Raw genomic sequence first — 26,446 nt, forward strand, 5'->3', positions numbered from 1 at the left:
TTTACTTTATATAAGTTTATGCACAGCTTGTATAAAAATGTCTCCTCTTTCTTCAAATGTTTTAAATTGATCCCAGCTTGCACACGCTGGAGAAAGAAGAACAACATCGCCATCTTTAGAATGAGCATAAGCTTTCACCACTGCTTCATCTAAAGTATCGACACTTTCAATTATATCTAATCCCGCTTTTTCTGCCGCTCTTACTAGTTTAGGAGCTGTTTGTCCAAATGTTACAATCGCTTTTACATTTTTGAAATACGGAATTAAATCATCGAATTCATTTCCGCGATCAAGCCCACCTGCTAGTAACACAATCGGTTGTGTAAACGCAGATAGTGCTTTCTCAGTCGCTAACATATTCGTTGCTTTTGAATCATTATAAAACTTACGGTTGTTAATCGTTGTTACATATTCTAAACGATGTTTTACACCCGTAAAACGTTTTAACACGACCGTAATTGCTTCATTAGAAGTACCTAATAATTTCGCAATACTCATCGCAGCTAAAATATTTTCTAAATTATGTTGACCAGGTAAAACGATATCGCTTACTTCAACAACTTTTTCACCTTTGAAATAAAGAGCGTTATCTTTTATACACGCGCCATCTTCAATTTCTTTCGTTGTCGAAAACAGGATTTTTTGACCTTTAGAATACGCAGACAAAGCCATCACATCTGCATCATCCGCATTTATTACACTATAATCATTTTCTGTTTGGTTTTTAAAAATATTTGCTTTCGCTAAACCATATTCTTTCTTCGTCCCATGATAATCTAAGTGGGCCTCAAATAAATTTAAAAACGCAGCAATTTTAGGTTGGAACAATTCTACTCCCATCAATTGAAATGATGAAAGTTCTGTAACTACAACTTCATTTTCTTTTGCATCCTGTGCTACTTCACACGCTACAGTGCCAATGTTCCCTGCAATTACAGGATGCTTTTGTCCTTCTTTTAGCATTTCAAATGTCAGCATTGTCGTCGTCGTTTTACCGTTAGACCCCGTAATCCCAACAAATGGTGCTTCTGAAATACGATATGCTAATTCAACTTCCGTAACAATCGGAATTTGCTTTTCTTTCGCAGCAACTAATATTGGATTAGAATACGGGATTCCTGGATTTTTTACTACAAGAGAAATATTTCTCTCTAATAATTCTAAAGGATGACCACCGCATACAACGTCCATTCCTTTTGCTTGTAATTCTGCAGCAAGTACATTCTCTGCTAAAGGCTTTCCGTCATTTACAATAACATTTGCCCCTAACTTTTGTAACAATGTAGCTGCTGCATAACCACTTTTTGCAATGCCTAATACAAGAATATTCTTATTTTGAAATTCAGTTACAGTTTTCAATTACATCCACACCCCGATATAAATTCCTAACACAGCTAATAAAAATCCTGCAGACCAAAACGTCACAACAACACGCCACTCTGACCAACCACATAATTCATAATGATGGTGTAATGGACTCATTTTAAAGACACGTTTTCCTGTTGTTTTAAATGAAATGACCTGAATGATAACCGATAAAGTTTCCATTACGAATACTCCGCCGATAATTACAAGTAGCAATTCTTGTTTTAATAAAATCGCTACAGCTGCAATGGCTCCACCTAAAGCTAATGAACCTGTATCTCCCATAAACACTTTTGCTGGATTCGCATTGAATACTAAAAATCCAAGTACAGCTCCTACAACTGCCATACAGAATATCGCCACTCCAAATTGCTCTTGTGCCACAGCAATAATACTAAATGCTCCAAATGCAATAGCAGCTGTTCCTGATAATAAACCATCTAAACCGTCAGTTAAGTTAACTGCATTTGATCCACCAATAAGCATAAATAGTACAAGTACGAAATACGCCCAACCTAATTCAAACTTAACATCCGTTCCCGGAATCATGATGTATGTGTGGAACGCTTGCCCTTTTCCAATTAAAAAGAATGCAATAGCAATAACAAGCTGACCTACTAATTTTTGTTTTGATGTTAAACCAAGATTTCTCTTCTTAACTACCTTTATGTAGTCATCTAAAAATCCAATCAATCCGTAACCAAACGTCACTAATAGTAATAACGAAACCTCTGCACCTAAATAATTAAACTTAATCGCCATAATAAGTGAAGTTACCATCATAGATACGTATATGACGATACCACCCATTGTTGGTGTCCCTGATTTTTTTTGATGTGACTTTGGTCCTTCATCACGAATACTCTGTCCGAACTTTAATTTTCTTAAAAATGGAATAAACAATGGCGAAAGGGCAACAGAAATTAAGAATGCTACCCCAGCCGTTACTAATAAACCTTGCTCAAGCACATGTAGTCCTCCTCTCACGTTGTTACTCTTCGTTGCTTAAACGCCCTTTAATTGCTTCTTTAGCAACTTCACGATCATCAAAATGATGAACTTCTTTACCAATAATTTGATACGTTTCATGACCCTTACCAGCAATAATAATGATATCATCTGCTTTCGCTTTAGTGATTGCATGGTGTATCGCTTCTTTTCTATCAATAATCACTTCATAATTTTTCCCACTTGCACCATGTACCATATCATCTAAAATAGCCGCTGGATCTTCACTTCTTGGATTATCTGATGTGTAAATTGCATGAGTTGCATATTTTGTTGCAACACTTGCCATTATCGGTCTCTTCGTTCGGTCCCTATCGCCGCCACAACCAACGATACAATACACATCACCTTTTGCAAATTGTTTTGCAGTTTTTAATACATTTTCTAAACTATCCGGCGTATGTGCGTAATCAACAATAACTGTATAATTTTGTCCTCCATCAACAACTTCAAAACGCCCTGGAACCCCAGCTAGTTCTTTTATAACAGCAATGATTGTTTCTAATTTCACACCCGAAACAAGTCCTGCTGCTGTTGCTGCAAGTACGTTATATACATTAAATTTACCTATTAATTTCATCGTAACATTTACACTTTCATATGGTGTGACAAGCGTAAATGTAGTCCCGCCACTCGTCATAACGATATTTTTTGCCATAATGTCACTTGTTGTATCAATACCATATGTTACAACTGTTGCTGCAGTACTTCTCATATACTCTTCTGTTACATTATCATCGCTATTCAGCACAGCGTACTTTTCACGATTATGATTATAACTATTGCCAAGCTGTGCAAATAGTAACCCTTTTGCATGTTTATATTCTTCCATCGTTTTATGATAGTCTAAATGATCTTGTGTTAAATTCGTAAACACCGCTACATCGTAATCACATCCGTGTACACGACCAAGATCTAACGCATGTGACGAAACTTCCATTACCGTGCTGTCCACACCTTGTTCAACCATTTTTGAAAACGTCTGTTGAAGTGTTAGTGCATCTGGTGTTGTATTTTTCACCTCAAATGTTTCATCACCGATTTTCATATTAATCGTTCCAATTAGCCCTGTTTTATGACCATGTGCTCGCATAATCTCATCCATAATATGCGATGTTGTTGTCTTTCCATTTGTACCTGTAATTCCGATTAAATGTAACTTGTGTGTCGGTTGACCATAAAAATAATCAGCTAAAACCGCTAACGAACGAAAAGTATTTTTCACAAGTACAACTGGAACGTCAACATCAATTGGTCTTTCCGCAACAATAGCAGCCGCTCCTTGTGCCGCTGCTTGCTTAGCAAAATCATGGCTATCAACCGTATATCCTTTCATACATACAAATAAGCTTCCCTCTTTCACTTTACGTGAATCAGCTTCTATAGATGTGATTTCTGGATTTTCTTTTGGAACAACTGGAAAATCATGCAAACATGATACAAGTGTATGCAACTTCATTTCACTAAACCCTCTCTACATTGTTTATTTATCTTTTTTCAGTAAGCAACACATTACCTCCTATATAAGGAGGTAAGTGCTACTGACCTATTTATGAATGAGACACTTACTGTCTCAAATTAAGTAACTGTTCTATAAAGAACTCACTTCCACCAATTGTACCATAAAACGTACTATGTTACCTTTAATTCCCGAAGTAAATTCTAATTTTTGAGCCTTCTTTTACTTTAGCTCCCGCTTCTGGTGATTGTTTAATTACTTTCTCTCCATCTCCACTTATATCAAGCTTCAAATCGACGAGTTGTGTTTGTAAGTCTTTCTTTTTCATTCCAATTAAATTCGGAACTTCCACAGTTGGTGTATCGCCCCATTTATATTCTTTCTCAACTTGTTCTTTTCTCGGTTTCACTCCCATAACAGGAAGTGCATCTCGAAGGATATTCCCGACAATCGGAGCTGCTACCACTCCACCAAACTGTGTAACCCCTTTTGGATTATCAACAGCTACATACACAACAATCTCTGGATCATCCGCTGGAGCAAATCCGATAAAAGATACTATATAATTATTCTCTAAATATTTACCATCTTTCACCTTTTGAGCAGTACCCGTTTTTCCACCTACGCGATATCCATCAATATAAGCACCTTTCCCAGAACCTTTCGCTACAACATTCTCTAATGCATAACGAACTTTTTCTGAAGTTTCCTTGGAAATAACTTTTCTTTTCTCAACAGGTGTCTTTTTACTAACAACTTGATTATTTTTCGGATCAATAAACTCCTTAGCTATATACGGCTGATACAATGTTCCACCATTTACAGCCGCCGCTACAGCTGCTACTTGTTGAATCGGTGTAACAGAAACCCCTTGGCCGAATGAAGTTGTTGCTTGCTCTACTGGACCAACTTTATCTAAATTAAATAAAATCCCACTGCCTTCACCTTGCAAGTCAATTCCAGTCTTCTGCCCAAAACCAAAATTACGAATGTATTTAAATAATCGGTCTTTACCAAGGCGATCACCAAGTTCAATAAATCCCGGGTTACATGAGTTTTGAACGACTTCTAAAAACGTTTGACTGCCATGACCTCCTGCTTTCCAGCATTTCAATCTAGCTCCACCTACTTCAGCTGCTCCATCATCATAAAACGTATCCTTCTCTAAGTCTACTAAATTTTCATTCAATGCTGCAGCTAATGTAATGATCTTAAATGTTGAACCAGGCTCATACGTACTCCATACAGGTAGATTTCTGTTATACACTTCTGGAGAGACACTTTGAAAATCCGCTGGGTCAAAACTCGGTCGACTAGACATCCCTAAAACTTCACCATTTTTAGGGTTCATTGCAATCGCAATCATACCGTCAGGATTATAAGTTGACTCCGCAATATTCATTTCTCTTTCCATAATCCTTGTAATACGCGCATCGATTGTTAATCCTAAATTTAAACCGGCTTCTGGCTTTTTGAAATCATCACCAACATTAGGCATCCTTTGTCCTTTCGCATCTGCAAAAAAACGCACATGACCTTTGTCCCCATTTAGCTCTTTATCATAATATTTTTCTAGTCCCATAAGACCTTGGTTATCGCTACCTGCAAAACCTAATACATGTGATAAAAAGTTTCCAAATGGATAGTACCTGATAGAATCCTCTGCGATATACACGCCCTTCAGACTTAATCCTCGTACTTCTTTCGCTTTGTCATGTGATATTTTCCTTCCGCCTTTATCTAACCTTACAATCGATTCTTTTTTTGTAATCCTTTTATAAATCTCATCTTTTTCCACACCTAATACTGCAGCTAACTTCTCTGCAGTCTCTGCTGGTTTTTCAATTTGCCTCGGTACAACAAAGACAGTTGGAGCACTTTTATTCGTGGCAAGTTCCACACCATTTCGGTCTAAAATTTTCCCACGTTCGGGTTCAAAAGTAATATTACGACTCCATGAATCTTTCGCACGATCCGTTAACATATTCCCAAGAAAAAATTGCACATATCCAAGACGAATATCGATAATCGTGAAAATAAGTATACCTGATATAAGTATAAAAATAAGTCGTTTTCTAACTGTTACATTTGATACACGCATATCGGAACAAGCCTCCCTTACGCCTAGCTTGTTCCAATATATGCTTGTACTTATTTAATTAGAACTTATTCTCTTTTACCATTACGGCTTTTCTGCTTCTTGCTGTGGTTCGAGTGGCGGTACGAGTGTGACACCTAATTCTGTACCAGGTTGTAATAATGTTCCTTCCGCCACACTTTGTTCTGTTACGTATCCTGTACCAGAAGGTTTCAAGTTAAGCTGTAATGTCTTCGCTAAATTCATAACATCACGCAGTGCCCATCCTTGTATATTTGGCATTGTAGGCTTATCTCCTACCAAGAAGACTCGGTCGCCTTTTAATGTTTGTTCAGTCGCTTTTGGTACTTGTTGCTGTACTTTCCCTTCACCTAGTACGATTGGACGAAGTTTTGCTTTATCAATCGCTTTCCCCGCTTCAGCCATCGTTTTACCATTTACATCCGGAACAGTAGTTTGTTGTTCTTTCAGATGTTTTTTCGGATCTTTCACTTCATTTGGCTTAATCTTTAAATACTCTAAACTATTTTTTGTTACATATTTAAAAATATCAGCTAACGGTTGTGCACCGTTCTCATCATCTTTTAATTTCGGCTGTTTAACAGCTACATACACAACAAGTTGTGGATCGTCCATTGGTGCCATACCTAAGAATGAGAATATATAATTCTGTCTCCCTGTCATATAGCCGCCTTTTCCATCCGGAATTTGCGCTGTACCTGTTTTACCACCAACTGAATATCCATCAATTTTATAAGCTGTCCCTGTACCTTTCGGAGATGTAACAACACGTTCTAATAATTGTCTTACTTGCGCTGCTGTTTCCTTTGTAACAGGTTTTCCTACTTCTTCTGGCTTATGTTCTAATTTTACTTTGTCTGTTATCGGATCTACAATTTTATCAATTGCATAAGGTTTCATCATTTTCCCATCATTTGCAATGGCCGTTGCAGCTTGTACAAGCTGAATTGGTGTTACAGTGGAACCTTGTCCAAAAGCTGTTGTCACTTGTTGTATTTGCTGATCAAATAAAATTGTATTCGATCCTTCACCTGATAAATCAATGTTCGTTTTTTCATCTAATCCAAAACTATGAATATATTTTCGGAAACGTTCTGGACCAAGTTTTTGATCTCCTAAAATTGCAAACGCTACGTTTGAAGAACGCTCTACCCCTTCATCAAACGTGATAGAGCCCCAACCAGCACCACCGTTATGATCTTTTATTTTCCTATTTCCGACTTGATATGTCCCGGACTGATAATAATCTTGGCCTTTGTACACACCTTCATTAATAGCTGCCGCTAACGTGAAAATTTTCATTGTTGATCCAGGTTCAAATGCATTGGCAATCGCGTCATTGAAGAAATATTTAATTTGACGATCATTAGGGTCATAACTAGGTTTAGTAGACATCGCTAATATTTTCCCAGTTTTCGGATCTGCAACAATCCCTATTAAACTTTCTGGCTCATATTGCTTACTTGCTGCTTTCATCGCGTCTTCTAAATAACTTTGGACACGTTGATCGATTGTTAAATAAGCGTTATCTCCATTTTTAGGTGCCTTTACATTAACTTTTCCCCCATCAAGGGACACACCTTTACGATCACCTGTATATGCTACTTCTCCGTTCGAGGCACTTAAGTATTTATCCAAGCTTTTCTCTATGCCAAATTGACCTACCGAGGTTCCATTCTCATTTGGTTTTGCATGACCTATAACGTAAGATGCAAAATCACCGTTTGGATACACCCTTGCATTTTCTGTAATAAAAGATATCCCCGGCAACTTCAACGCTTCTATTTGTTCCTTCTTTTCTTTCGTCAAATCCTTGCCTAACGTTCCAAATTCGACTTGACTTCTACCTTCCTTATTTAAAGAAGCTAAAATATCCTCTTCGCCTTTTCCAAGTACTCCTGCAATTTTCTTTGCAGTATCTTCTTTATTCTCAACTGAGTTAGCACCTTTTAGTGCAGCTACCATTTTGTAAGAGTTTGCGTCTTGCGCTAACACATGACCGTTTTGATCATAAATGGTTCCTCGGTTCGCTTCAAGAACTCCTTTTTTACTATGCTTTTGTTTAGCAAGTGCATCTAAATCCTGATTATGAACTGTTCCTGTTGATTGTATGTAAAAAAATCGGGCTAATAACAGCAAAAAGAGCAGGAGGAAAAATATCATAAAATAACCTGCTCCCTTATTGGTATGAAATTTAGTCATATTCTTCTTCATCGTTCCTTCACACCTATTGCCTTATTTGAGGCCTTTCACATTATTCGCATTAATTTCTAGCCCGTGTTTTTTTGCAACTTCAGCGATTCGTTCATAGCGACTTAACTTCTCTACTTCAGCTTGTAATTCTTGATTTTCTTTTTGCTGCTGTACAATTTTTTCTTCTATCGTCGCTGCTTCTACATTAACTTGATAAAGGCCTGCTTTATTTCCAATAAACGCGACACAGGCATACAATAAAAAGCCAATAAACGCTACATACAACAGTTTTTCGATTCTTGTAATTTTCGCTTTAACCTTCGGCTTAGCCATCTGCTGTGGGGGCGTTTGAATTTGCACCTCTTCTTGCGCTTGTTGTTTGTACTTTACAGCTAAATTAGTCATACCTCTCTCTCCCTTTTATCGTTTTTCAGCGATTCTCAACTTCGCAGAACGCGCACGATTATTTTCTTCTAGCTCTATATCAGAAGGTAAAATCGGTTTTCTTGTAATAAGCTTTAATTTCGGCTTAAATTCATCAGGAATAATCGGTAATCCTGGCGGCAATTGTGGCGTTGTACTATTTCGCTTAAACGTTGTTTTACAAATACGATCTTCTAATGAATGGAATGTTATAACACTAACCCTTCCACCTGGCTTAACCATCTCAATAGCAGATTCCAATGCTTCTTCAAATACTTTTAATTCATCATTTACAGCTATACGAATTGCCTGAAACACTCGCTTAGCAGGATGCCCACCCGTTCTACGAGCTGGAGCCGGAATACCTTCTTTAATTAGCTCTACTAATTCTCCTGTCGTTTCAATAGCTTTATTCTCACGATAAGCTTCAATTTTTCTTGCAATTTGTTTTGAAAATTTCTCTTCACCGTATTGGAAGAAAATCCTTACAAGTTGTTCATATGACCAGCTATTTACAACATCATACGCTGTTAATGGGGCATCTTGATCCATCCGCATATCTAGCGGTGCATCATGATGATAACTAAAGCCTCGTTCTGGTGTATCTAATTGTGGGGATGAAACACCTAAATCAAATAAAATACCATCTACTTCTGTTATACCTATTTCCTGCAGTTTTTCAGCTAAATAACGGAAGTTACTCTTTACTGTTATAAACTGTTCACCGTATGAAGAGAACTTTTCTTTCGCGTTTTGAATCGCTATCTCATCTTGATCAAACGCTATTAATTTTCCACCTTCAGTTAATTGGGATAATAAATAAGAACTATGTCCTCCTCCCCCCAGTGTACAATCTACATATGTACCATCTGGCTTTATATCTAAGCCGTCTACTGTTTCCTTTAAAAGCACTGTTACGTGTTTAAACATTGTTGCACCTACTCTTTTTCCAATTAATTATGTTGAATGTATCCCTTCCTCTAAACACATATTTCAAGCTTAGAGAATGAAATAATACGAAAGAACGACTCATTTAACTTACCAACAAAGGCAACATACTATACAAATCGCTATTTTCTTTTATTATATACTAAATTTTATCATCTTTTGCGGGAATTTAAATAAAAAACTGTCGAAAAAGCGAATAATACGTTTACATTTTGTGCTATTTTGTCATATATTTAAGTATCCAACACAATTGCCATATCTAACATTTTTTGATTGATAATTCAGAAAAAAATCACTTCACAGTAAATTCAACGGAATAAAAATAAAATCCTGCTCCAAAGAGCAAGATTTTATAGTTTTATAACATGATGTTTTCCGTCCCAAGAAAAAGGGTTTTCCATTACACGATCAACGAAATCCAAACCAAACTGATTTAAATAATAACATACATTCCACACACGTTCTTGCGGTGCACCTAATGGACGAAGCGCGAATTGTATACGGCGGAATTTATTTAGCTGAACCTCATACTTTTTCTCAACATTTCTTTTCAACATTCTTTCCAACAGTTCAATTTGTTCATTAATTTTCAATTCGTTTTTCCCTGCAAACGCACCTAACCCTGGCTCTATTTTCTTTACAAATTGCTGTAAAGATGTATGAATATCGGCAATTTCTTTTTTCGCCTTTTCAAAATGATCATCAATCGGTTCCTCTATTTGATTAGACAACCAGTTTTCACGCAGTTTATCGACATCATTTAAAAACGGATCAATTTCTCTCAATTGCAGATCGAATAAATCTGTCGCTATATCTCTCTCCACATAAGTAATTGTAAGACGAGGAACGACAGGTGGCATTTGAAAACCGACAGTATGGAATACTTGTTGTAATTCACTCCAATAAGCTAATTCCCCTGGACCTCCAATAAATGCGAGCGTAGGAAATACATACTCTTGCATAAGAGGACGTGTTACAACATTATTACTAAAACGTGCCGGATTTCTCTCCATCTCTTCAATCAACTCTTCGTATGAAAAGGAATGCGCCCCATCCTTTCCAACAAACTTACCTTGATGCTCTTCAAGCAATACTCGTTCATTATCTATTTCCATGAATATATGCACTGCATGAGACTTCGTTTCAATAATCGGTTTGTATCCTAGTTCTTTAATTACTTCCTGCTGATTACGAAGGCCCTCTTGTACCTCTTTATACTTACTTATAATTCGCTTGAAAAATGGAATTTCTAACTTTCTTAATTCAGGATGATGTGAATCAACAAGGATTAAACCAGAATTAGCAAAGATTTTCGTAATAAGATGAGCAAAGAAATCTACATACGTATTCGATTTTTTCAAAGCATCATCAACAAATTTTAATACATCTTTTGTAAAATTTGTTTCTGGGTATGTTTTAAAAATCTCTTCAATCCAATTTCTACAATCTTCAACAGAAAGTTCAGACTCAGAAGCACTTGCCTTTTTCGGATTACGGTCATAAAAAATAGTTTTTTTCATCTTTTTATTTTTCGCTACAAAAGTATGATTAATCTCATCCATATCATGGTCTTCACCCGCAATCCAGAAGACAGGGACAACTTTAACTCCTAAACTTTCTTCCTTTTCCTTTGCAAGCTGTAAAATTGAAATAACTTTATGAATTGTATAAAGCGGTCCAGTTAATAACCCCGCTTGTTGTCCAGCTATAACAACATATGTATTTTCATCTCCAAGCGCTTTTACATTTTGAAGTGTAGATTCTCCCGCTTGTAATTTTGTATTATATTCTAATAAATGCGCTACTAAATCTTGGCGGAAAAACTCCCTTTCACGCAAATCATGTAAACGTTGTTTAAAAGCATCTTCTGTTAACATATAATCAAAACATGACTGTATCTCTTTTTTACCGTTCATATAGTCCGCTACAATACCTTGTTGCGGAACAGAGATTTCTTTTATCTCCATATAATTCTTCCTTTCGTATCCAGTTCTCTCACCAATCCACATTGTAGTCAATGTTTCACGTAAAAGCAAAGAATAACACTTATACTCTTGTTTCTAAACCTTTTATTGCATCGAACAAAAATTGAAGTGTCGGAACTGGTCGTTGCTGTTTCTTAGCTTCTTCTAATACGTATCCAACAATCGCATTAATTTCCGTCTGTCTACTCGCTCTTACATCCGCTAGCATAGAAGATGTATTACGAGACGTTCCTTCACACACATTTCGTACCATTTGCCATACCATTTCTTTTTCTCCTCTAATAAGAAATGCTGCCTCCTGAAACACTTGCTCCATCATTTGATAAAAAAAACGATTCGTGATTAATTCACCATTCTTAACTCCCAATAGTGCTGTCAACGGATTGATACATACATTTACTACTAATTTTTTATGCATAATCTCTTCCCAATCCGTTTCTATTTGAACTGGAAAATAAGCAAAAGGAAAATAATTGAATATTTTTTTCAAATGTATAGATTGACCACAAACCACTCCAAATTTTGTTACCCCTATCCCAGTATGATGAACGATATGCCCTCCCTCTTTTTTCGCACCATGTTCTACAATACCAACAGCTATATTTTTACTCCCTATGTTCAGCATCTTTTGAAGATGCGACATTCCGTTTTGCAAAAAGATTAATGATGATGCCCCTTCCACAAACGGTAGTACGTCATCTATATGATATTGCTTCACAGCAATAAATATATAATCTAAATTTTGCGCTACCATACTTTCTATCGGTAAAACAGATGGATATACTGTTTCACATCTTCCATCTCTAATACAAGTTACACCTGTTTCATTTAATTCTTCAGCTTGCTTAGCTGTTCTTGTAAACAACGTAACATCTTGGTTATTTTTTTGTAAATAAAATGTATACAATAGACCAATAGCACCTGGTCCGACAATTCCAATTTTCATTTTCACACAAGGAATTCACACTAAGTGCCCTTGCCTTCCCCCCTTTTATATCTTTTTAAAGCACCTGAGTACGCCCTATAATTCCGCTGTCCTCTGCCCAACAAATATACTCTCATTTTTCACTATGTATGTACCACCTATTAATACGCTTCTACTCTTAGTTTAGCAAATCCTCAAAAAAATAAAAAAAGAAATATACTATCTTCTTCATAAAAATAAAAAAATGAGTTATACTATTATTATAAATATTTTTACTTTTCTGCATTCAACGAGACAAGAAAAGGATGTGATGTAATGGGATTCCCAAAAGTTGAGCGCTTGCTCATCAATTATAAAACGTTAGATGAATTCAAAAAATTTAAAGGGTGCGGAGCCCAGGAACTATCTATGCTGGAAGAATTACAAGCAAACATTATTGAAAACGACAGTGAATCTCCATTTTACGGTATTTATTATGGCGGATCACTAATCGCACGTATGAGTCTATATATGAAAAGAAACGGTGGAGAACCATTCGAAATTACAGGTCCCTACCTAGAACTTTATAAACTTGAAGTATTACCAACTTTTCAAAAACAAGGATTCGGGCAAATGCTTGTAAATCATGCGAAACAAATGCAATTTCCTATTAAAACGATAGCACGTATTCATTCAGCTGGTTTTTGGGATAAATTAAATTTCAACCCCGTATCAGTAACTGATGGAGATTTTTATATTTGGCAGCCAGAAGCAAATTTGAATGCGGTTACAAACGAAGAATCGGCTTAAGAAATAAAAAAACAGCTGTATAACAGCTGTTTTTTATTTCTTAAGCTTCTCTAACTTCTCATTCGAGCGAGCATTGTTTCTTTCCGCTACCATTACACTTCTTTTTTGATCGATATAATCAAGTAGTGTTCTATACTCTTCTTCATATACTGATAATCGCTCTAGAAGACGCTCTCTTTCTGTTTGTAATGATTCAACTTGTTGTTGCAACACCGTTAAAGAGTTTTCATCTTTATAATTTTGCAAGAAATCAATAACATCATTCAACGTAATTGACGTAGGTTCTAACACCTTTGTCTCTTTCACTTCATAATTTTCTACTTTACGAAGTTGCTTTGCTTCCTCAATACGTTCTTTATATTGCTTTCTTACGTAAGAATTCCATCTAAACCCACATGCTGCTGGTGTACGAGATAAATTTTTCCCCACTTCCTTAAAGGCAGAAAGTTGTGTTCCACCTTCTCGAATATGCCGGAGTACTACTTCTGCCAGAAGCAAATCTTCATCATCAGTCCAAGCATCTTGTCTTGTTGTCGCCATCTCTCTAGTCCTCCCTATGCATTTTTTATTAAGCATATGCAGTTACTAGAAAAGATAGAATACAACAACTAAAGATTAAGACAAAAAAATAAACGCAGAAGATATCTTCTGCGTTTATTTTCCCGCAATTACTTGCTGATTACTTCTTTACCTTTGTAAGTACCGCATGCTTTACATACACGGTGAGCTAATTTCGCTTCACCACAGCTTGGGCACTCTACCATACCAGGTACTGATAATTTGAAATGCGTACGACGCTTTCTTTTTACTGTTTTAGAAGTTCTTCTAAAAGGTACAGCCATTCTTCCCACCTCCTTAAAAGAAATAGTTATTTTCATATGAAGGCCTGAACCAGTCTTCCGATTATTTGTCAAAAAACTTTGCAAGTCCTGCCAATCTTGGATCAACAGTCTTTTCTTTGTCTTCTTCCGAAATCACTTGCCAGTCTTGACCTTGCGTCGGTGCTCCACCAGAAACATCATCACTGAAAATTTGCATTGGAATCTCCAAAAGTATATTTTCCTTGATTACGGGCAGTAAGTCAAGTACTTCTCCTTCTAAAGAATGAATTTCAGCTTCAGTTTCAAATTCTTCTTGTGAAGTTTGGAACACCTCAGTTGTTTTAATGTCAAATGGTAATGTCACATCTACTAAAGAGCGAGAACATGGTAAAACCATGCTTCCAGTTATATGTAGATGAAACGTAAACTTACCGGAGCCAAAATCAACTCTTCCCGTTACATGAACAGGATTAATTTCACGAATATCTTTCTCGACCTCTTTTAGCTCACTTACATCTACCATCTCATCCAATGTCAATCCTTTATTTCTCAATTTATTCAATTGATGGATGGACCATTTCATATCATATCACCTCAAGGCAACAAACAAAATTATAGCTAGCCATTTTATATTTGTCAATGTTTTTTCTTTACACTATAATGAAGTCATCATAGTAAATAATATATAGAGTATCACGTTTTTCAAAAAGATGCTACATCGAAAGGAGAGATTACCATAAAAGCTGGTGGTATTGTTGTTGAATATAACCCTTTTCATAACGGTCATCTTTATCATGTGCAACAGACAAAAAAGTTAACACAATCTGATATAATAATTGCCGTTATGAGTGGTCCTTTTTTACAGCGTGGTGAGCCCGCACTCATTTCCAAATGGTATCGCACTAAAATGGCCTTAGCAAACGGCGTAGACCTTGTTGTAGAACTTCCATACGTCTTTGCAACACAAAAGGCTGAAACCTTCGCAAATGGTGCTATTTCCATTTTAAATGCCCTACGTGTTTCTGAAATTTGTTTCGGTAGTGAGGATGGACAAATCGAAAATTTTTATAATACCATCTCCGTACAAAAAAACGAAGAAGAGACTTTTAACTACCTTGTAAAACAATTCATGGACGCTGGTAATAGTTATGCAAAAGCAACATCGGATGCTTTCTCACACATTTTAACATCTGAAAAAAACATAGATATGTCACAACCAAATAATATTTTAGGCTTCCAATATATGAAAGCAATTCTGTCACAAAATAGCTCTATACAAGCTCAAACTATAAAAAGATTTGCCTCTCATTATCATGATGAAACATTTAATGACCAACATATTGCAAGCGCAACAAGCATCCGAAAACAACTCTTTAGCGAAGAAGGGTCATTTACAACAATTAAACCTTTTCTCCCACAGGCAACCACTTCGCTTTTAGCAAATTACAAACAAAACTACGGGATATTACATAATTGGGAACAATACTTTTCATTTTTTAAATATAGACTCATGACGATGTCTCCAGGGGACTTACGACATATATATGAAATAGAAGAAGGTTTAGAGCATCGTATTTTATCAAAAATACAAAACAGTTCCTCCTTCTATTCATTCATGGAAGCATTAAAAACAAAACGTTATACATGGACTAGATTACAAAGAGCTTGTACACACATTTTAACAAACACAACAAAAGAAGAAATACGTAGCGCAAATATAGAACAACACGCACCATATATTCGCCTGCTAGGCATGTCACAAAAAGGACAAACTTACCTTTCAAAAAACAAGAAAAAAATCGAACTTCCAATCCTTACTCATACAAAAACATTCGACCATGCCGCTTTAGATATAGAGAAAAAAGCAAACTCTGTATATTTCTCCATCATGCACGAACCGTTACGCACACAACTATTAAAACAGGATATAACACACCATCCTATTCGCTATGATGAAACAACTACAAAATTCCTATAAAAAACCTCTCTATTTCAGAGAGGTTTTTTCCTTATCCATCTTTTCTAAATATGTTAACGCATCATCCAGCGTATCTACTGGTACAATTTTCATTTTTGTTTTAATATCCTTTGCAGTCTCAAGTGCATCTTTATAGTTCGATTTCTCCGCACCTTTTTCATTTGGCGCAAAGAACACTTCAGCCCCCGCATCGCTAGCAGCCACCACTTTTTGATTTATACCACCAATTGGGCCCACTTCTCCTTTTTCATTAATTGTACCTGTTCCAGCTATTTCATGTCCTTTCGTTAAGTCTTCTTCCACAAGTTGATTATATATTTCTAATGTGAACATTAAACCTGCGGACGGTCCACCAATTTCATGAGAATTAATTTTCACTTTCGGATCGACCACTAATTCTCTTTCCGTAACGATAGAAACACCTATACCGACACGTCCATTCCCATTAGGAATCGTCTTTACATTTAAATTCTCTTTCAATTGTTTTCCATTTCTCATATACTCAATACTTACAGCATCGTTTTCTTTTTTCCCTGTCATATATTCAATAAATTGCTCCGTCTTTTCAAATGTTTTTCCGTCAACAGCTATAATAACATCACCAAGCTTAAGCTTTCCTTCTGACGGCATTCCTTTTGCCACACCAGCAACTAATACACCTTTATTTTCAAAAGATACTGAGCGATTTGCACGTTTATATGCATTATAAATTGCTGCATTTTGCGAATCTTTCATCGCATAATTTTGGCGAAATTGATATTCTTCATCACTCTCACCTTTTTGCAATATTTCTTCCGCTTTCGAAATATGTGTATATTTATTAAACTGTGCCGCTATTAAATTCACCACATTTGCTGGTCCCATTGAAACCGTAACAAGCATAAAATCACCAGATTCTTTCGTTCCACCCTCAACTTGAACATAAGGCTCTAATTTGGCAGCCATTCCTGGTTTTGTTATATAATACGGTAAACGTACGTAAACAAGTAACATCGCCAATATAACCCCTATTAAGATTGCATATATAAACCGAAAACGCTTAAACATTATGTTTCTCCTTCCACTGCTCAATTAATAAATAAATATTTGAAACATGTTTTTCTGCTTCTACTTCTCCAACTCGAATAATGTCTTCAATGTTTGTAAAAGCACGTGAACTAAATTGCTCTACAGCTGGTCGCATCATTAAATCCGATGCAATTTGCCGATTCATTACAAGCTCATGCTGCATAATTTCAATACTTTGCATGATTACGTCATAAATGGACGTAACATCGCCATTCACCTTAATTGGAGATACATCAACAGCGATAACAATATCGGCCCCTAACTCTTTCACAACCGATACTGGGATGCGATCAATGACTCCACCATCCACTAATAATCTTCCATCTATTTTTTCTGGTACAAACACTCCAGGAACAGATATGCTAGCCCTCACCGCATCTGCAACTGGCCCACTTGTAAAAACCACTTTTTCCCCCTTCAATATGTCAGTAGCCACAACAGCCGTCGGGATATCTAACTCTTCTAAATTTTTATTATATGTAAACATTTTAATCATATCTTTGACACGTTTTCCAGCAATAAATCCCATTTTCGGTACCGTGAAATCTAAATAATACTTCCGCTTAAAAACAGATGCCAATTTATACAATCTTTCAACGTTACTACTTGCCGCATAAAACGTACCTATTAGCGCCCCCATACTACTTCCTGCAATCATGTGAATAGGGATACCAGCTTCCCTTAAAACCTTTATTACACCAATATGAGCAAACCCTTTCGCTCCTCCAGACCCAAGTGCTAAACCAATCTTTGGTTCTTTCATTTTTCTCACCCTTTAATTTTTTTCATTCCTTTTTCATACTTATGGTCTAAATTCACTACGTATCCACGTATACTGAAATGAACGTTTTTTGGGACAAAGGGGGATTTACTTACATGTATGAAAAATGGAAAACCGCTTTCCTTACCATATCAACGCTATTTTTAACCTTTTCTCTTGTACTCCACCCCCAAGCCGCTTTACAAGCTTCTATTCGCGGGTTAAATATATGGTGGGAAGTTGTATTCCCTTCACTACTACCGTTTTTCATCATTGCGGAACTTCTAATTAGTATCGGTGTTGTAAAATTTATTGGCGTTATATTAGAACCACTCATGCGCCCACTTTTTCGCGTTCCAGGGATAGGCGGATTTGTTTGGGCGATGGGAATGGCTTCTGGTTTCCCTGCAGGCGCCAAATTAAGCGCTAGACTACGAAAAAGCAATCTTTTAACTCAGATTGAAGCGGAGCGCCTCGTTTCTTTCACAAATTCTTCTAATCCACTTTTTATTTTCGGTGCTGTGTCTATCGGTTTTTTTAATAATCCGAAATTAGGAATTATATTAGCCGCTGCCCATTATTTCAGTAACTTTGCTGTCGGATTAATTATGCGTTTTTACGGCGATAATACCGCTTACAAAAATAATACACACACTACAAAAAAACGTCGCTTTCAAAACCCTTTTTTAATTCTTCACGAGACACGCTTACAAGAAAAAAGACCAATTGGTAAATTACTTGGGGATGCCATTGTTTCTTCTATTCAAACATTACTTATGATTGGCGGATTTATTATTTTATTCTCTGTGTTAAATAAAATGATTACTGTATTCCACATTACAGCAGCTCTTTCTTTTATTATGCAACATATTTTATCATTCTTCCAACTAAGTACAGATTTTAGTATACCTATATTATCAGGTATTTTCGAAATGACACTCGGAAGCCAAATGATTAGTCAAATAAATGAAACACCGCTCTTACAACAAGCTATGGTAACAAGCTTCATTTTAGCATTTAGCGGTCTTTCTATTCAGGCACAAGTTGCTAGCATATTAGCTGAAACAGATATCCGATTTAAACCCTATTTTTTCGCACGAATTATTCAAAGTATTCTTGCCCCTATTTTTACATTTGTATTTTGGACACCATTTTATGAGAAAGTGAGTTCTTTCTCACCTATGCCAAAAGATATTCCTGTATTTTTATCCGAGCATCCTTCTATACTACATGAAATTTGGACATCTTTTATACATTATGGACCAATTTTTACATTATTTTGTCTATACTTATATGTTATTTTATTATTTTTGCGCACGTATAAAGAAAAACCCCGTTCACTTTAACGGGGTTTGAAACTTTTCTTTTAAAGCACGCTCTACAATAGGGGGTACAAGATCCACTACACTTCCTCCATACCTCGCAACTTCTTTTACAATACTCGAGCTTAAAAATGAATATTGGTTGTTTGTCATAATAAAAAATGTTTCAATATTTTCATCTAATTTTCGATTCATAGAAGTAATTTGCATCTCATATTCAAAATCAGAAACTGCTCGTAAACCACGTAATATTGCATTTGCATTACGCATTTTTGCATACTCTACTAATAGCCCACTATGCGAATCTACCTTTACATTCGGGATATCCTTTGTCGCTTCTCGAATTAGTTCTAATCGCTCTTCAACTGAAAAGAATGGTTTTTTTGATGAATTGTTTAAAACGACTACGTACACCTCATCAAATACTTTTGCTCCCCTTTTAATAATATCCAGATGCCCAAGGGTAATTGGATCAAAACTTCCTGAAGAAATAGCTATACTTGTCATTCTGTCCCCTCACCTTCATACTTATAAATCGATATTGCAGTAATCCCATAATTCTCAGCTCGTACTTTTACAAGCCTTCCTATTGAATTAGGTAAAACTACATCATTACCATGCTCTGCCATAATTAATCCATCACTATGTAGCAATCCATGTTGATCCATTACACTAATTAAAGATACAATTTTTTGCTCTTTATATGGAGGATCTATTAATATAAGATCGAATGACATTTCACGTTTTATTAACGCCTTTACTGCACGTTCAGCATCATTTCGATATACTTCAGCTTGTTCCTGTACTCTACAACTTTCTAAATTTTGATGAATTACTTTTATTGCTTTACTATCCCGATCAACAAAAATTACTTTATCGATCCCCCTGCTCAAAGCCTCAATTCCAAGACCACCACTACCACCAAATAAATCAAGGGCGATACCACCATCAAAATAAGGACCTATCATATTAAAAATAGATTCTTTTACTTTATCTGTCGTTGGACGTGTTGTATTACCAGGAACCGCTTTAAGTGGGTGTCCTTTACATTTTCCTGAAACTACTCTCATCTGTTGTCACTACCTTTATTTCAATCTATCGAGCGATTATAGAAAGCCATTCCCACTTCGGTAACCGTTAACAAACCACATTCACCTAACTATAGAAAAACTCGGCCTCAAATAACCTCTCGTTATTTTTATGTATTCATCTCATCATTCACTAATATGAACCCAATATGTATATTAGTTCCACTTTATCTTTTTTATCCTATCACAAAATAAAAAAAAGAAAAATAAAAAGCCCAACATAAAATTTAATTTCATTATGTATATCTTCATTTAGATTGGACATAAATAATTATAACAACATCACCTTCGATGTTGTTGCCAACCGCGGAGAAGACTTACGTTTCCCCATAAGTTCTTCCTCCGGTTTCTCCTCTCCCTTTGCCTTCTTACTAGTACATGCTAGTATAAGAAGGGCCCTGCTATGCAGGGTTTTTTTTCTTTGTGTGCTTTTCATTTAAAAAGTGAAATGGTACAGTAAAAGAAAGAGGAGGAAAAGATATGATTCAACGCTTTATAGAACTTGGAGAAGGCTACTCTGATTTATATGAATTACTTGAAATTGCCAAAACAAATCAAGAACGTATAGCACATATGTTACAATTTGAAACGATAAAAAACGATAAAAAAGTGTGTTCGCTTGTTGTAATATTAAAACCAACTACTACTGGTGATTTCCAACCATTATACATATGTCGTGAAGGCATTCCTGTATTTGAAAATAAAAAAAGTAAACGTGTCATTTTATTTGAAGAAACGGCAGAACAACTCGGGAAAAAAGTGGCTACCTTTACTGTAAAACCATCTACAACTTTCCCAGAAAAAGAACTATTTTTTAATCATTTAACTGGTATTTTACGAATGAACAATTTCATTCCTCCGATGAAATAACACGTTATTTCAAGTGAAAAATCCCCCGCTAAATTTAGCAGGGGATTTTTTCTATTAGCTATAATCGTATTCTTTTGCTCGATCAGGACGGGAATTTTCAAATTCCGTTTTTAAATACGGGCGATACGACTGTTCTATCTTTTTCACAAAAGGAAGTTTGTTCAACTTATGCATCATATGCTCAATTTGTTCCATATCACAATATACTACAGCATATTTTAATCGTTTTGATATGTAATGTATGTTACCATATTTCCTTAAAATCTTGGCATGTTTCAATGAATGTAAATAAACAATCATACTTTGTCGTTGCCCGAACATAATCTTCTCCATCTTCTCCTTTTAAAAACATATATTTTATATTCTATGAAAACCAATCAGAAATTTATAACATTACAGGACAAACTCTGTATACGTTTTCTTCCAACTTCTAAAAAACGGGGTACATCACCCCGTTTTTTTACAACCACAACCTCCGCCAGTACCACAACCTCCACCACAGCCACCAGCATCAAAGAATGGATTTCCTGTTGGCACTTTAATGGAAGAAGACACTTCCGAACCGATTGCTACACTAACTTCGTCTAATAACTTCTGCAAAGCAGTTTCTGCTCTTTTAAAAGCTGCAACCTTATCATGTAAGTCCACAGAACGCTTTAATTCTCTCATTTCCATCGACACGGTAGTATAGTCAGGATGGTATTTTCCAAAACGCTGTACTTCCTCATACCGTTCTTTCATCGCTGTAAATTGCTGAATTAGCGTCTGAAGTTCCATATCTTCATGTAATTCTCTATAATACTTACGATAATCTTCTGCTATATCTGAACAGATAATCGCTTTTGCAAGCTGCTCTGCCTTATCTAATATTAATACGCTTTCTAGCGTCGCTACAATCATGAGAGACACCTCCGAGTATCCATCATACCACATTTAGATTAGAACTACTAATTGAAGTGACTTACTCAAAAGAAAGATATAACGTAACTATTTTTACACTATATCCGTACACACTTATACATTAATATGTTCCGCTATATTATATTTAAGAACATCCCATTTTCCACTATTTTGTTTCACATAACTAATACACGCATTTTTTAATGGTGTCTTAAATGTAATTTCATCTGGTTCAATGGCATGTAAAATCGCTTTTATCGCGTGTGAGTGAGCAACAATAATAATACGTTTGCCAAAATGAGTTGTCGCAACATCTTCTAAAGCAGCAAAGCAACGAGCTACAATCTCTTCATCTCGCTCCATACCTTCTACTTTACCCTCAGCAATCAACTCTCTAACAGCCGCAACCGGCTTCCCTGAAGCTTCTCCAAAATTCCGTTCAACAAATCGCTCATCTAATAAAATCGATTGTAATCCAACTGCCGTTGCGATTTCATTAGCCGTTTCTTGCGCTCTAATTAACGGGCTACTTATAATGATATCCCACGTTTCTTCTTGTAAAGCAGCTGCACTTTGACTCGCTTGCTTCTTACCAACTTCATTAAGCGGAATATCTTCTCGCCCCTGAATAATTTCTTGAAAATTCCAATCAGTTTGTCCATGTCGTACTAAACAAATTTCCGTCATGCTGCAACTCCTTTTTAAATAATCAACTTCTATTGTAACAAAAGTTCTGCATGACGGACATATTTTTCACTTCCAATTAGGTTGCGTTTTGTTGCTTCATATACTGAAACATATCAATCATAATCGAAGCAACGGCCAATTGATTTTGAAACTTTTCCACTTTATCTGGTATCGTTTTTTTGAAATGTTGCATCGCCGCTAACTCAAAAGCCTCTTTTTCTTCAGGATTTCGTGTTAATTTTCTATACCAGTACGGTTGCTCTCTAATATAACGAGATAAATCCTCATCAGCCTTTATAAACTCCATAATTTCTGCTCTCATCATCTTTCCCCCTAATCCTTTTGAAAGAAAAACGGGTTATTTTCTGAAGTACTTTGCTCTTGCTGCGTACGGTTACCTTGAAATTGCTGAATAACTTGTTGCACGCTCCCAATTGCACTCGTCACATTGGCTAAATGGTTCTGCATTTGTTCCACGTCCAACTTTTTAAAAAAAGAAAGCATTTGCCCCATCACATCAGCAGTTTTTTCCTCTTCAGTTCGATTATCTTTTTCTTTTTTATTTTCTTTTACCGAAGAAAAAGCAGGCGCTCCATCCGGTCTATAAGTTGCCCATATTGGATCTTCTTCACCAAGTAAGTACCATTCTTCATAAAATTGTTGCCATGTTTTATGACCACTTCTAACCTCATGAACCATTTTAGGGTGATGGTTTACAAATTCTTTAAACTGTTGAACCGATGGATGTAACGGTCCTTTTGTTGTTGGCATAATCCTCACCTCTCCATGTATATCTACTATATAGTAAGAAAAAAAAGGCGCATGGTTCGCCTATTTTTAGACGATTCATGCACCTTTTTTTCTGCTATTTGCATACGGTCAGATTCCCACCTACAATTCAGTGAATACGAAGTAACTAATTAGGTGATGTAACACCCCACCGCTTACAGTTTCGCTTTATTTTCGAATAAAGTTTTGTGTATAAAATTTATCGTATACACCAACACCTAATCCTGTAAATTGTTCATTTAATAAATTCTTTCTATGCCCCTCACTATTTAACCAACCTTGCACTGCCGCAATTCCATCACTATGTTGCGCCGCTATGTTCTCACCAGCAAGTTGAAATCCTACTTTCCCGCGCTGCAAACGATCTCCTAGCGTACCTAATGTAGGTGAGTCATGAGAAAAATAATTATTGTCTTTCATATCTTTACTGTGACCAACAGCAACATCTGCTGTTTCCTGATCCCATGTTAATAATGGTAATTTATGACGACTTCGAATGATATTTGTTAAATCAAAAATTTGTTGCATATTCCCATTTTCTACTTGTTTTATTTTTTCTGGAGTCAATGGTTGTTCTGCTATTAATTCACCTGAATAAACGAGCTGATACGGTCTTTGGCGTAATAAAGTTTCATCATCCATATAACGAACACCAACAAGCTCATGTGTAAATTGATCAAAATACAATTGCGCCCATCCATCTTCTACAGGTATTAACGGTTGTTCCATGACTTCGGTATCAGATAGCTCAAATTGATAACTATTTTTCCCTCTTTTTAATGAAATTTCATGCGAAAGCGGACTTTTTTTATATACTTCTTCATATTTTTCATTTATATAATAAGGTGGAACCTTAACTTGTTCACCAGCTGCGTATGCCGTTACAACTTTACGTTCAGAAACTCCAAATTGAACATACTGAGTTAAATCCTGGTTGTATACCCACCATTCATATCCGTATGCAGATGGCTCTATTCGAGAGGGTTCTCCCCACTTTGCTAATAGGTTTTCAGAGTCTTCACCAATCATATTTAAAACAGTGTCTGAGGAGTCTTCCTTAATTTGCTTTTTCTTTTTCACAATTTTATTTTCTTGCTTTGATTGAGATGGGGTTAATATATATTGTGAAACGAGTAATTTCCCGTATAAATCAACAGCTAAAATTAAAAATGTAATCATTACGATACGCAATAATTTCTTCAAACGATATACCTCCTGAACAAAACATAAAATTGAGATATACACAAATCCTTTTCTTTCTTTTTGTGTGTACCGTACTCTTTTCACTATATCATATTTTTGTGAAAAAAGTCTGGATTATCCCTTTTCTCTCAATATGAATTGCACTTTCTTATTATTCATACTATTATAAAAATAATGGTGTGACATTAAAAAAGGAGGTATTATATGCAATTTACAAATACGAAATTTAATGGAGCCGTCGTTGAATTAACTCTTTTAACTGAAATCATGGAAAACAACCACTTCGTACTTGCCGGACAGTGGGATTATGAACGAGTTACATACGATTATAAATTTGAAATATTAAAGGATGTTTATTATTTACGAGTGCAAGGAGTTGCTGTTGAAGGTGACATTGGCAGTAGACACGCTGAAGTAAAACTACTCCCCCCCTTATTAGGAAAACATTATTATCCTCACGGCGTTGAATATGGTGATGATGAGACTTTCCCAACGAATGTACTTCAAAAAAGCGAACAACTCCTACAAAATGTCGAAAAAGAGTTAAAAGAATTTCAAATTATTGATTAACAAAAACAAGCGCATCAATATGATGCGCTTGTTTCATTTCCCTTCCCTAAGAATGAATCGTTTTTTTTACTGGATATCCATAAATAGATCCATCTTTTACTTTAATCTCATCTTCCCAAGGGACCTTATATTTACCTTCAGCTAAATCTTTTACAAACGTATATGGATTTTCTTTCACCCCACCAGGAGTTGCTACATATCCTCTTGAACCTAGATTATATATATTATTTTCCAATCCCCATCCTAATCTAGCCTGATCTGCTAGTTCTGGATATACTTCAGCAGTAACAATCTCCCAAGGATTTCGATGACCCTGTACTAAAGTAGTCCCATCAAAATTACATACTTGTCCTTCACCAAAGTAATAAAATACACCATCATAACCCGCTAAGTTTACCGACAATGTATACATTAAATTTTGCCATGCATTTGAACGATTCGTTAGCATCCATTGTTCACTAACTTGTGTACTATATCCAGAAATACGAATTAAGACATTTGCACCTTTATAGGCCGCTTCACGAGCTACTTCAGGGAACATGCCATCATGACAAATACAAACAGCTAATTTACTTCCTCCAGGTCCATCACAAACAGGTAAGCCTAAATCTCCAGCTTTCCAAGGCTCGACTGGCACCCAAGGATTTAGCTTACGATACTTCAAAATCATTTCACCTTGTGGATCAATAATAACTGCTGTATTATACGGCTCTCCACCATCAGGATTTTTCTCCATTATTGAAAAAACACCATATACTTTAGATTCTTTACATGCCTCAGCAAATAAGTCTGTTTCTGGCCCAGGCACTGTGCATAAAAATTCTTCTGTAGTCCATTTTTTTGTATTGAGCCCTTGTGTACTATATTCAGGAAATACTATCAATTCTAAACCAGGGTAACCTGATTTGGTCGAATGAATTGTTTTTATGATTTGTTGAATTTGTTTATCAATGTCTGTACGCGATTCTACTACTGGTACTGGATATTGAATTAGTGCTGTCAAAAAACCACTAATCGGCTTTACCATACTTCCACTACTACCCATTTAAACTCCCCCTTAAAATAGTTCGTGTTTATTAAAGATAACAATATATATTTGTAACTCTCTAAAAAACTTGCACTACATATGGAATTATTACGCATGAAAGCTAGTAGTAAATTTTATCTCCACTTTTA

General features: G+C 35.9%; 28 protein-coding genes. 5 read left to right on the forward strand and 23 right to left on the reverse strand.

The window, feature by feature from the left end; genetic code table 11:
- Window positions 1–6: 6 nt before the first annotated feature.
- The 9 genes from murD to panE form a co-directional block, all read right to left on the reverse strand.
- Window positions 7–1,359, reverse strand: coding sequence for a UDP-N-acetylmuramoyl-L-alanine--D-glutamate ligase (gene murD, locus HMPREF2590_RS05405; RefSeq protein ID WP_000860116.1), 1,353 nt, complete (start codon window positions 1,357–1,359; stop codon window positions 7–9).
- Window positions 1,360–2,334 (reverse strand): phospho-N-acetylmuramoyl-pentapeptide-transferase, encoded by a 975-nt coding sequence (gene mraY / locus HMPREF2590_RS05410; protein WP_000893060.1) that lies wholly within the window; start codon window positions 2,332–2,334, stop codon window positions 1,360–1,362.
- A gap of 22 nt (window positions 2,335–2,356) precedes the next feature.
- A complete protein-coding gene (gene murE / locus HMPREF2590_RS05415) occupies window positions 2,357–3,832 on the reverse strand; it encodes a UDP-N-acetylmuramoyl-L-alanyl-D-glutamate--2,6-diaminopimelate ligase (protein WP_000766316.1) in 1,476 nt (491 codons plus the stop codon).
- A 184-nt stretch (window positions 3,833–4,016) separates the two neighbouring features.
- Window positions 4,017–5,933 (reverse strand): stage V sporulation protein D, encoded by a 1,917-nt coding sequence (locus tag HMPREF2590_RS05420; RefSeq protein WP_001266237.1) that lies wholly within the window; start codon window positions 5,931–5,933, stop codon window positions 4,017–4,019.
- 81 nt (window positions 5,934–6,014) lie between these two features.
- Window positions 6,015–8,165, reverse strand: a complete 2,151-nt coding sequence (locus HMPREF2590_RS05425) for a penicillin-binding protein (protein ID WP_000739958.1) — start codon at window positions 8,163–8,165, stop codon at window positions 6,015–6,017.
- A gap of 21 nt (window positions 8,166–8,186) precedes the next feature.
- Entirely contained in the window at window positions 8,187–8,549 is a 363-nt protein-coding gene (ftsL, locus tag HMPREF2590_RS05430) for a cell division protein FtsL (RefSeq protein WP_000182804.1), read from the reverse strand.
- Between the two features lie 15 nt (window positions 8,550–8,564).
- Window positions 8,565–9,497 (reverse strand): 16S rRNA (cytosine(1402)-N(4))-methyltransferase RsmH, encoded by a 933-nt coding sequence (gene rsmH, locus HMPREF2590_RS05435; protein ID WP_000472508.1) that lies wholly within the window; start codon window positions 9,495–9,497, stop codon window positions 8,565–8,567.
- A gap of 368 nt (window positions 9,498–9,865) precedes the next feature.
- Window positions 9,866–11,482, reverse strand: a complete 1,617-nt coding sequence (gene bshC / locus HMPREF2590_RS05440) for a bacillithiol biosynthesis cysteine-adding enzyme BshC (protein WP_000403027.1) — start codon at window positions 11,480–11,482, stop codon at window positions 9,866–9,868.
- Window positions 11,483–11,561: 79 nt separating this feature from the next.
- On the reverse strand, window positions 11,562–12,446 hold the full coding sequence (panE, locus tag HMPREF2590_RS05445) for a 2-dehydropantoate 2-reductase (RefSeq protein ID WP_002098124.1): 885 nt from the start codon (window positions 12,444–12,446) through the stop codon (window positions 11,562–11,564).
- Window positions 12,447–12,740: 294 nt separating this feature from the next.
- Here panE and HMPREF2590_RS05450 point away from each other — a divergent pair, with 294 nt between their 5' ends.
- Window positions 12,741–13,214 carry an N-acetyltransferase gene (locus tag HMPREF2590_RS05450; protein WP_000506695.1) on the forward strand — a complete coding sequence of 158 codons (474 nt, stop codon included), beginning with the start codon at window positions 12,741–12,743 and terminating at the stop codon, window positions 13,212–13,214.
- Between the two features lie 33 nt (window positions 13,215–13,247).
- Here HMPREF2590_RS05450 and HMPREF2590_RS05455 read toward each other — a convergent pair whose 3' ends face one another.
- The 3 genes from HMPREF2590_RS05455 to HMPREF2590_RS05465 form a co-directional block, all read right to left on the reverse strand.
- On the reverse strand, window positions 13,248–13,754 hold the full coding sequence (locus tag HMPREF2590_RS05455) for an RsfA family transcriptional regulator (protein WP_000246468.1): 507 nt from the start codon (window positions 13,752–13,754) through the stop codon (window positions 13,248–13,250).
- A 128-nt stretch (window positions 13,755–13,882) separates the two neighbouring features.
- On the reverse strand, window positions 13,883–14,056 hold the full coding sequence (rpmF, locus tag HMPREF2590_RS05460; RefSeq protein WP_001984764.1) for a 50S ribosomal protein L32: 174 nt from the start codon (window positions 14,054–14,056) through the stop codon (window positions 13,883–13,885).
- Window positions 14,057–14,117: 61 nt separating this feature from the next.
- Complete coding sequence (locus HMPREF2590_RS05465; protein WP_000872149.1) at window positions 14,118–14,618, reverse strand: YceD family protein; 501 nt, start codon at window positions 14,616–14,618, stop codon at window positions 14,118–14,120.
- A 213-nt stretch (window positions 14,619–14,831) separates the two neighbouring features.
- Here HMPREF2590_RS05465 and HMPREF2590_RS05470 point away from each other — a divergent pair, with 213 nt between their 5' ends.
- Window positions 14,832–16,013: a nucleotidyltransferase gene (locus tag HMPREF2590_RS05470; RefSeq protein ID WP_002000715.1), complete on the forward strand. Its 1,182-nt coding sequence runs from the start codon at window positions 14,832–14,834 to the stop codon at window positions 16,011–16,013.
- 9 nt (window positions 16,014–16,022) lie between these two features.
- Here the strand turns inward: HMPREF2590_RS05470 and HMPREF2590_RS05475 are convergent, their stop codons facing one another.
- Together HMPREF2590_RS05475 and HMPREF2590_RS05480 are read right to left on the reverse strand one after the other, a co-directional pair.
- Window positions 16,023–17,060, reverse strand: a complete 1,038-nt coding sequence (locus HMPREF2590_RS05475) for a SepM family pheromone-processing serine protease (RefSeq protein WP_000476280.1) — start codon at window positions 17,058–17,060, stop codon at window positions 16,023–16,025.
- The gene (locus HMPREF2590_RS05480) at window positions 17,053–17,844 is read right to left on the reverse strand and encodes a patatin-like phospholipase family protein (RefSeq protein WP_000662590.1); all 792 of its coding nucleotides are present in this window, start codon (window positions 17,842–17,844) and stop codon (window positions 17,053–17,055) included. The genes HMPREF2590_RS05475 and HMPREF2590_RS05480 overlap by 8 nt, the downstream gene beginning before the upstream one ends.
- Window positions 17,845–17,957: 113 nt before the next feature.
- Here HMPREF2590_RS05480 and ylbJ point away from each other — a divergent pair, with 113 nt between their 5' ends.
- Entirely contained in the window at window positions 17,958–19,187 is a 1,230-nt protein-coding gene (gene ylbJ, locus HMPREF2590_RS05485) for a sporulation integral membrane protein YlbJ (protein ID WP_000273083.1), read from the forward strand.
- On the opposite strand, the gene coaD is transcribed toward ylbJ, so the two are convergent.
- Both coaD and rsmD read right to left on the reverse strand, forming a co-directional pair.
- Window positions 19,179–19,670, reverse strand: coding sequence for a pantetheine-phosphate adenylyltransferase (coaD, locus tag HMPREF2590_RS05490; protein WP_000200601.1), 492 nt, complete (start codon window positions 19,668–19,670; stop codon window positions 19,179–19,181). The genes ylbJ and coaD overlap by 9 nt on opposite strands.
- A complete protein-coding gene (rsmD, locus tag HMPREF2590_RS05495) occupies window positions 19,667–20,233 on the reverse strand; it encodes a 16S rRNA (guanine(966)-N(2))-methyltransferase RsmD (RefSeq protein WP_001266981.1) in 567 nt (188 codons plus the stop codon). The genes coaD and rsmD overlap by 4 nt, the downstream gene beginning before the upstream one ends.
- A 498-nt stretch (window positions 20,234–20,731) precedes the next feature.
- Here rsmD and HMPREF2590_RS05500 point away from each other — a divergent pair, with 498 nt between their 5' ends.
- Window positions 20,732–21,121: a DUF7147 family protein gene (locus HMPREF2590_RS05500; protein ID WP_000616018.1), complete on the forward strand. Its 390-nt coding sequence runs from the start codon at window positions 20,732–20,734 to the stop codon at window positions 21,119–21,121.
- A gap of 54 nt (window positions 21,122–21,175) precedes the next feature.
- Here HMPREF2590_RS05500 and HMPREF2590_RS05505 read toward each other — a convergent pair whose 3' ends face one another.
- From HMPREF2590_RS05505 to HMPREF2590_RS05530, 6 genes are all read right to left on the reverse strand, one after another.
- Window positions 21,176–21,442, reverse strand: a complete 267-nt coding sequence (locus tag HMPREF2590_RS05505) for a YlbG family protein (RefSeq protein ID WP_002082261.1) — start codon at window positions 21,440–21,442, stop codon at window positions 21,176–21,178.
- A gap of 126 nt (window positions 21,443–21,568) precedes the next feature.
- Window positions 21,569–22,021: a YlbF/YmcA family competence regulator gene (locus HMPREF2590_RS05510; protein ID WP_000634364.1), complete on the reverse strand. Its 453-nt coding sequence runs from the start codon at window positions 22,019–22,021 to the stop codon at window positions 21,569–21,571.
- A 114-nt stretch (window positions 22,022–22,135) separates the two neighbouring features.
- Window positions 22,136–22,708 (reverse strand): histidine phosphatase family protein, encoded by a 573-nt coding sequence (locus HMPREF2590_RS05515; RefSeq protein WP_000134947.1) that lies wholly within the window; start codon window positions 22,706–22,708, stop codon window positions 22,136–22,138.
- A 76-nt stretch (window positions 22,709–22,784) separates the two neighbouring features.
- Window positions 22,785–23,030 (reverse strand): YlbE-like family protein, encoded by a 246-nt coding sequence (locus HMPREF2590_RS05520; RefSeq protein ID WP_001200990.1) that lies wholly within the window; start codon window positions 23,028–23,030, stop codon window positions 22,785–22,787.
- An 11-nt stretch (window positions 23,031–23,041) separates the two neighbouring features.
- Entirely contained in the window at window positions 23,042–23,479 is a 438-nt protein-coding gene (locus HMPREF2590_RS05525; RefSeq protein ID WP_001143346.1) for a YlbD family protein, read from the reverse strand.
- A 186-nt stretch (window positions 23,480–23,665) separates the two neighbouring features.
- Window positions 23,666–24,700, reverse strand: a complete 1,035-nt coding sequence (locus tag HMPREF2590_RS05530) for a CAP domain-containing protein (RefSeq protein WP_000735378.1) — start codon at window positions 24,698–24,700, stop codon at window positions 23,666–23,668.
- A 204-nt stretch (window positions 24,701–24,904) separates the two neighbouring features.
- Here HMPREF2590_RS05530 and HMPREF2590_RS05535 point away from each other — a divergent pair, with 204 nt between their 5' ends.
- Window positions 24,905–25,270: a YugN family protein gene (locus HMPREF2590_RS05535; protein WP_001160947.1), complete on the forward strand. Its 366-nt coding sequence runs from the start codon at window positions 24,905–24,907 to the stop codon at window positions 25,268–25,270.
- Window positions 25,271–25,316: 46 nt separating this feature from the next.
- On the opposite strand, the gene HMPREF2590_RS05540 is transcribed toward HMPREF2590_RS05535, so the two are convergent.
- Entirely contained in the window at window positions 25,317–26,315 is a 999-nt protein-coding gene (locus tag HMPREF2590_RS05540; protein ID WP_000535813.1) for a formamidase, read from the reverse strand.
- Between the last annotated feature and the right edge of the window lie 131 nt (window positions 26,316–26,446).

The sequence above is a fragment of the Bacillus sp. HMSC036E02 genome, assembly GCF_001836235.1.
GTDB classification, from domain to species: Bacteria; Bacillota; Bacilli; order Bacillales; family Bacillaceae_G; genus Bacillus_A; species Bacillus_A cereus.

Coding starts and splice junctions, on each gene's coding strand:
- rpmF (WP_001984764.1), bottom strand. CDS start 14,056: ATGGCTGTACCTTTTAGAAGAACTTCTAAAACAGTAAAAAGAAAGCGT.
- HMPREF2590_RS05420 (WP_001266237.1), bottom strand. CDS start 5,933: ATGCGTGTATCAAATGTAACAGTTAGAAAACGACTTATTTTTATACTT.
- HMPREF2590_RS05515 (WP_000134947.1), bottom strand. CDS start 22,708: ATGACGGAAATTTGTTTAGTACGACATGGACAAACTGATTGGAATTTT.
- HMPREF2590_RS05475 (WP_000476280.1), bottom strand. CDS start 17,060: ATGTTTAAGCGTTTTCGGTTTATATATGCAATCTTAATAGGGGTTATA.
- HMPREF2590_RS05425 (WP_000739958.1), bottom strand. CDS start 8,165: ATGAAGAAGAATATGACTAAATTTCATACCAATAAGGGAGCAGGTTAT.
- HMPREF2590_RS05480 (WP_000662590.1), bottom strand. CDS start 17,844: ATGAAAGAACCAAAGATTGGTTTAGCACTTGGGTCTGGAGGAGCGAAA.
- rsmH (WP_000472508.1), bottom strand. CDS start 9,497: ATGTTTAAACACGTAACAGTGCTTTTAAAGGAAACAGTAGACGGCTTA.
- coaD (WP_000200601.1), bottom strand. CDS start 19,670: ATGACAAGTATAGCTATTTCTTCAGGAAGTTTTGATCCAATTACCCTT.
- HMPREF2590_RS05520 (WP_001200990.1), bottom strand. CDS start 23,030: ATGAGAGCAGAAATTATGGAGTTTATAAAGGCTGATGAGGATTTATCT.
- ftsL (WP_000182804.1), bottom strand. CDS start 8,549: ATGACTAATTTAGCTGTAAAGTACAAACAACAAGCGCAAGAAGAGGTG.
- ylbJ (WP_000273083.1), top strand. CDS start 17,958: ATGTATGAAAAATGGAAAACCGCTTTCCTTACCATATCAACGCTATTT.
- HMPREF2590_RS05525 (WP_001143346.1), bottom strand. CDS start 23,479: ATGCCAACAACAAAAGGACCGTTACATCCATCGGTTCAACAGTTTAAA.
- HMPREF2590_RS05500 (WP_000616018.1), top strand. CDS start 20,732: ATGATTCAACGCTTTATAGAACTTGGAGAAGGCTACTCTGATTTATAT.
- HMPREF2590_RS05535 (WP_001160947.1), top strand. CDS start 24,905: ATGCAATTTACAAATACGAAATTTAATGGAGCCGTCGTTGAATTAACT.
- HMPREF2590_RS05455 (WP_000246468.1), bottom strand. CDS start 13,754: ATGGCGACAACAAGACAAGATGCTTGGACTGATGATGAAGATTTGCTT.
- panE (WP_002098124.1), bottom strand. CDS start 12,446: ATGAAAATTGGAATTGTCGGACCAGGTGCTATTGGTCTATTGTATACA.
- HMPREF2590_RS05505 (WP_002082261.1), bottom strand. CDS start 21,442: ATGTTCGGGCAACGACAAAGTATGATTGTTTATTTACATTCATTGAAA.
- HMPREF2590_RS05540 (WP_000535813.1), bottom strand. CDS start 26,315: ATGGGTAGTAGTGGAAGTATGGTAAAGCCGATTAGTGGTTTTTTGACA.
- murE (WP_000766316.1), bottom strand. CDS start 3,832: ATGAAGTTGCATACACTTGTATCATGTTTGCATGATTTTCCAGTTGTT.
- HMPREF2590_RS05510 (WP_000634364.1), bottom strand. CDS start 22,021: ATGATTGTAGCGACGCTAGAAAGCGTATTAATATTAGATAAGGCAGAG.
- rsmD (WP_001266981.1), bottom strand. CDS start 20,233: ATGAGAGTAGTTTCAGGAAAATGTAAAGGACACCCACTTAAAGCGGTT.
- HMPREF2590_RS05450 (WP_000506695.1), top strand. CDS start 12,741: ATGGGATTCCCAAAAGTTGAGCGCTTGCTCATCAATTATAAAACGTTA.
- bshC (WP_000403027.1), bottom strand. CDS start 11,482: ATGGAGATAAAAGAAATCTCTGTTCCGCAACAAGGTATTGTAGCGGAC.
- HMPREF2590_RS05465 (WP_000872149.1), bottom strand. CDS start 14,618: ATGAAATGGTCCATCCATCAATTGAATAAATTGAGAAATAAAGGATTG.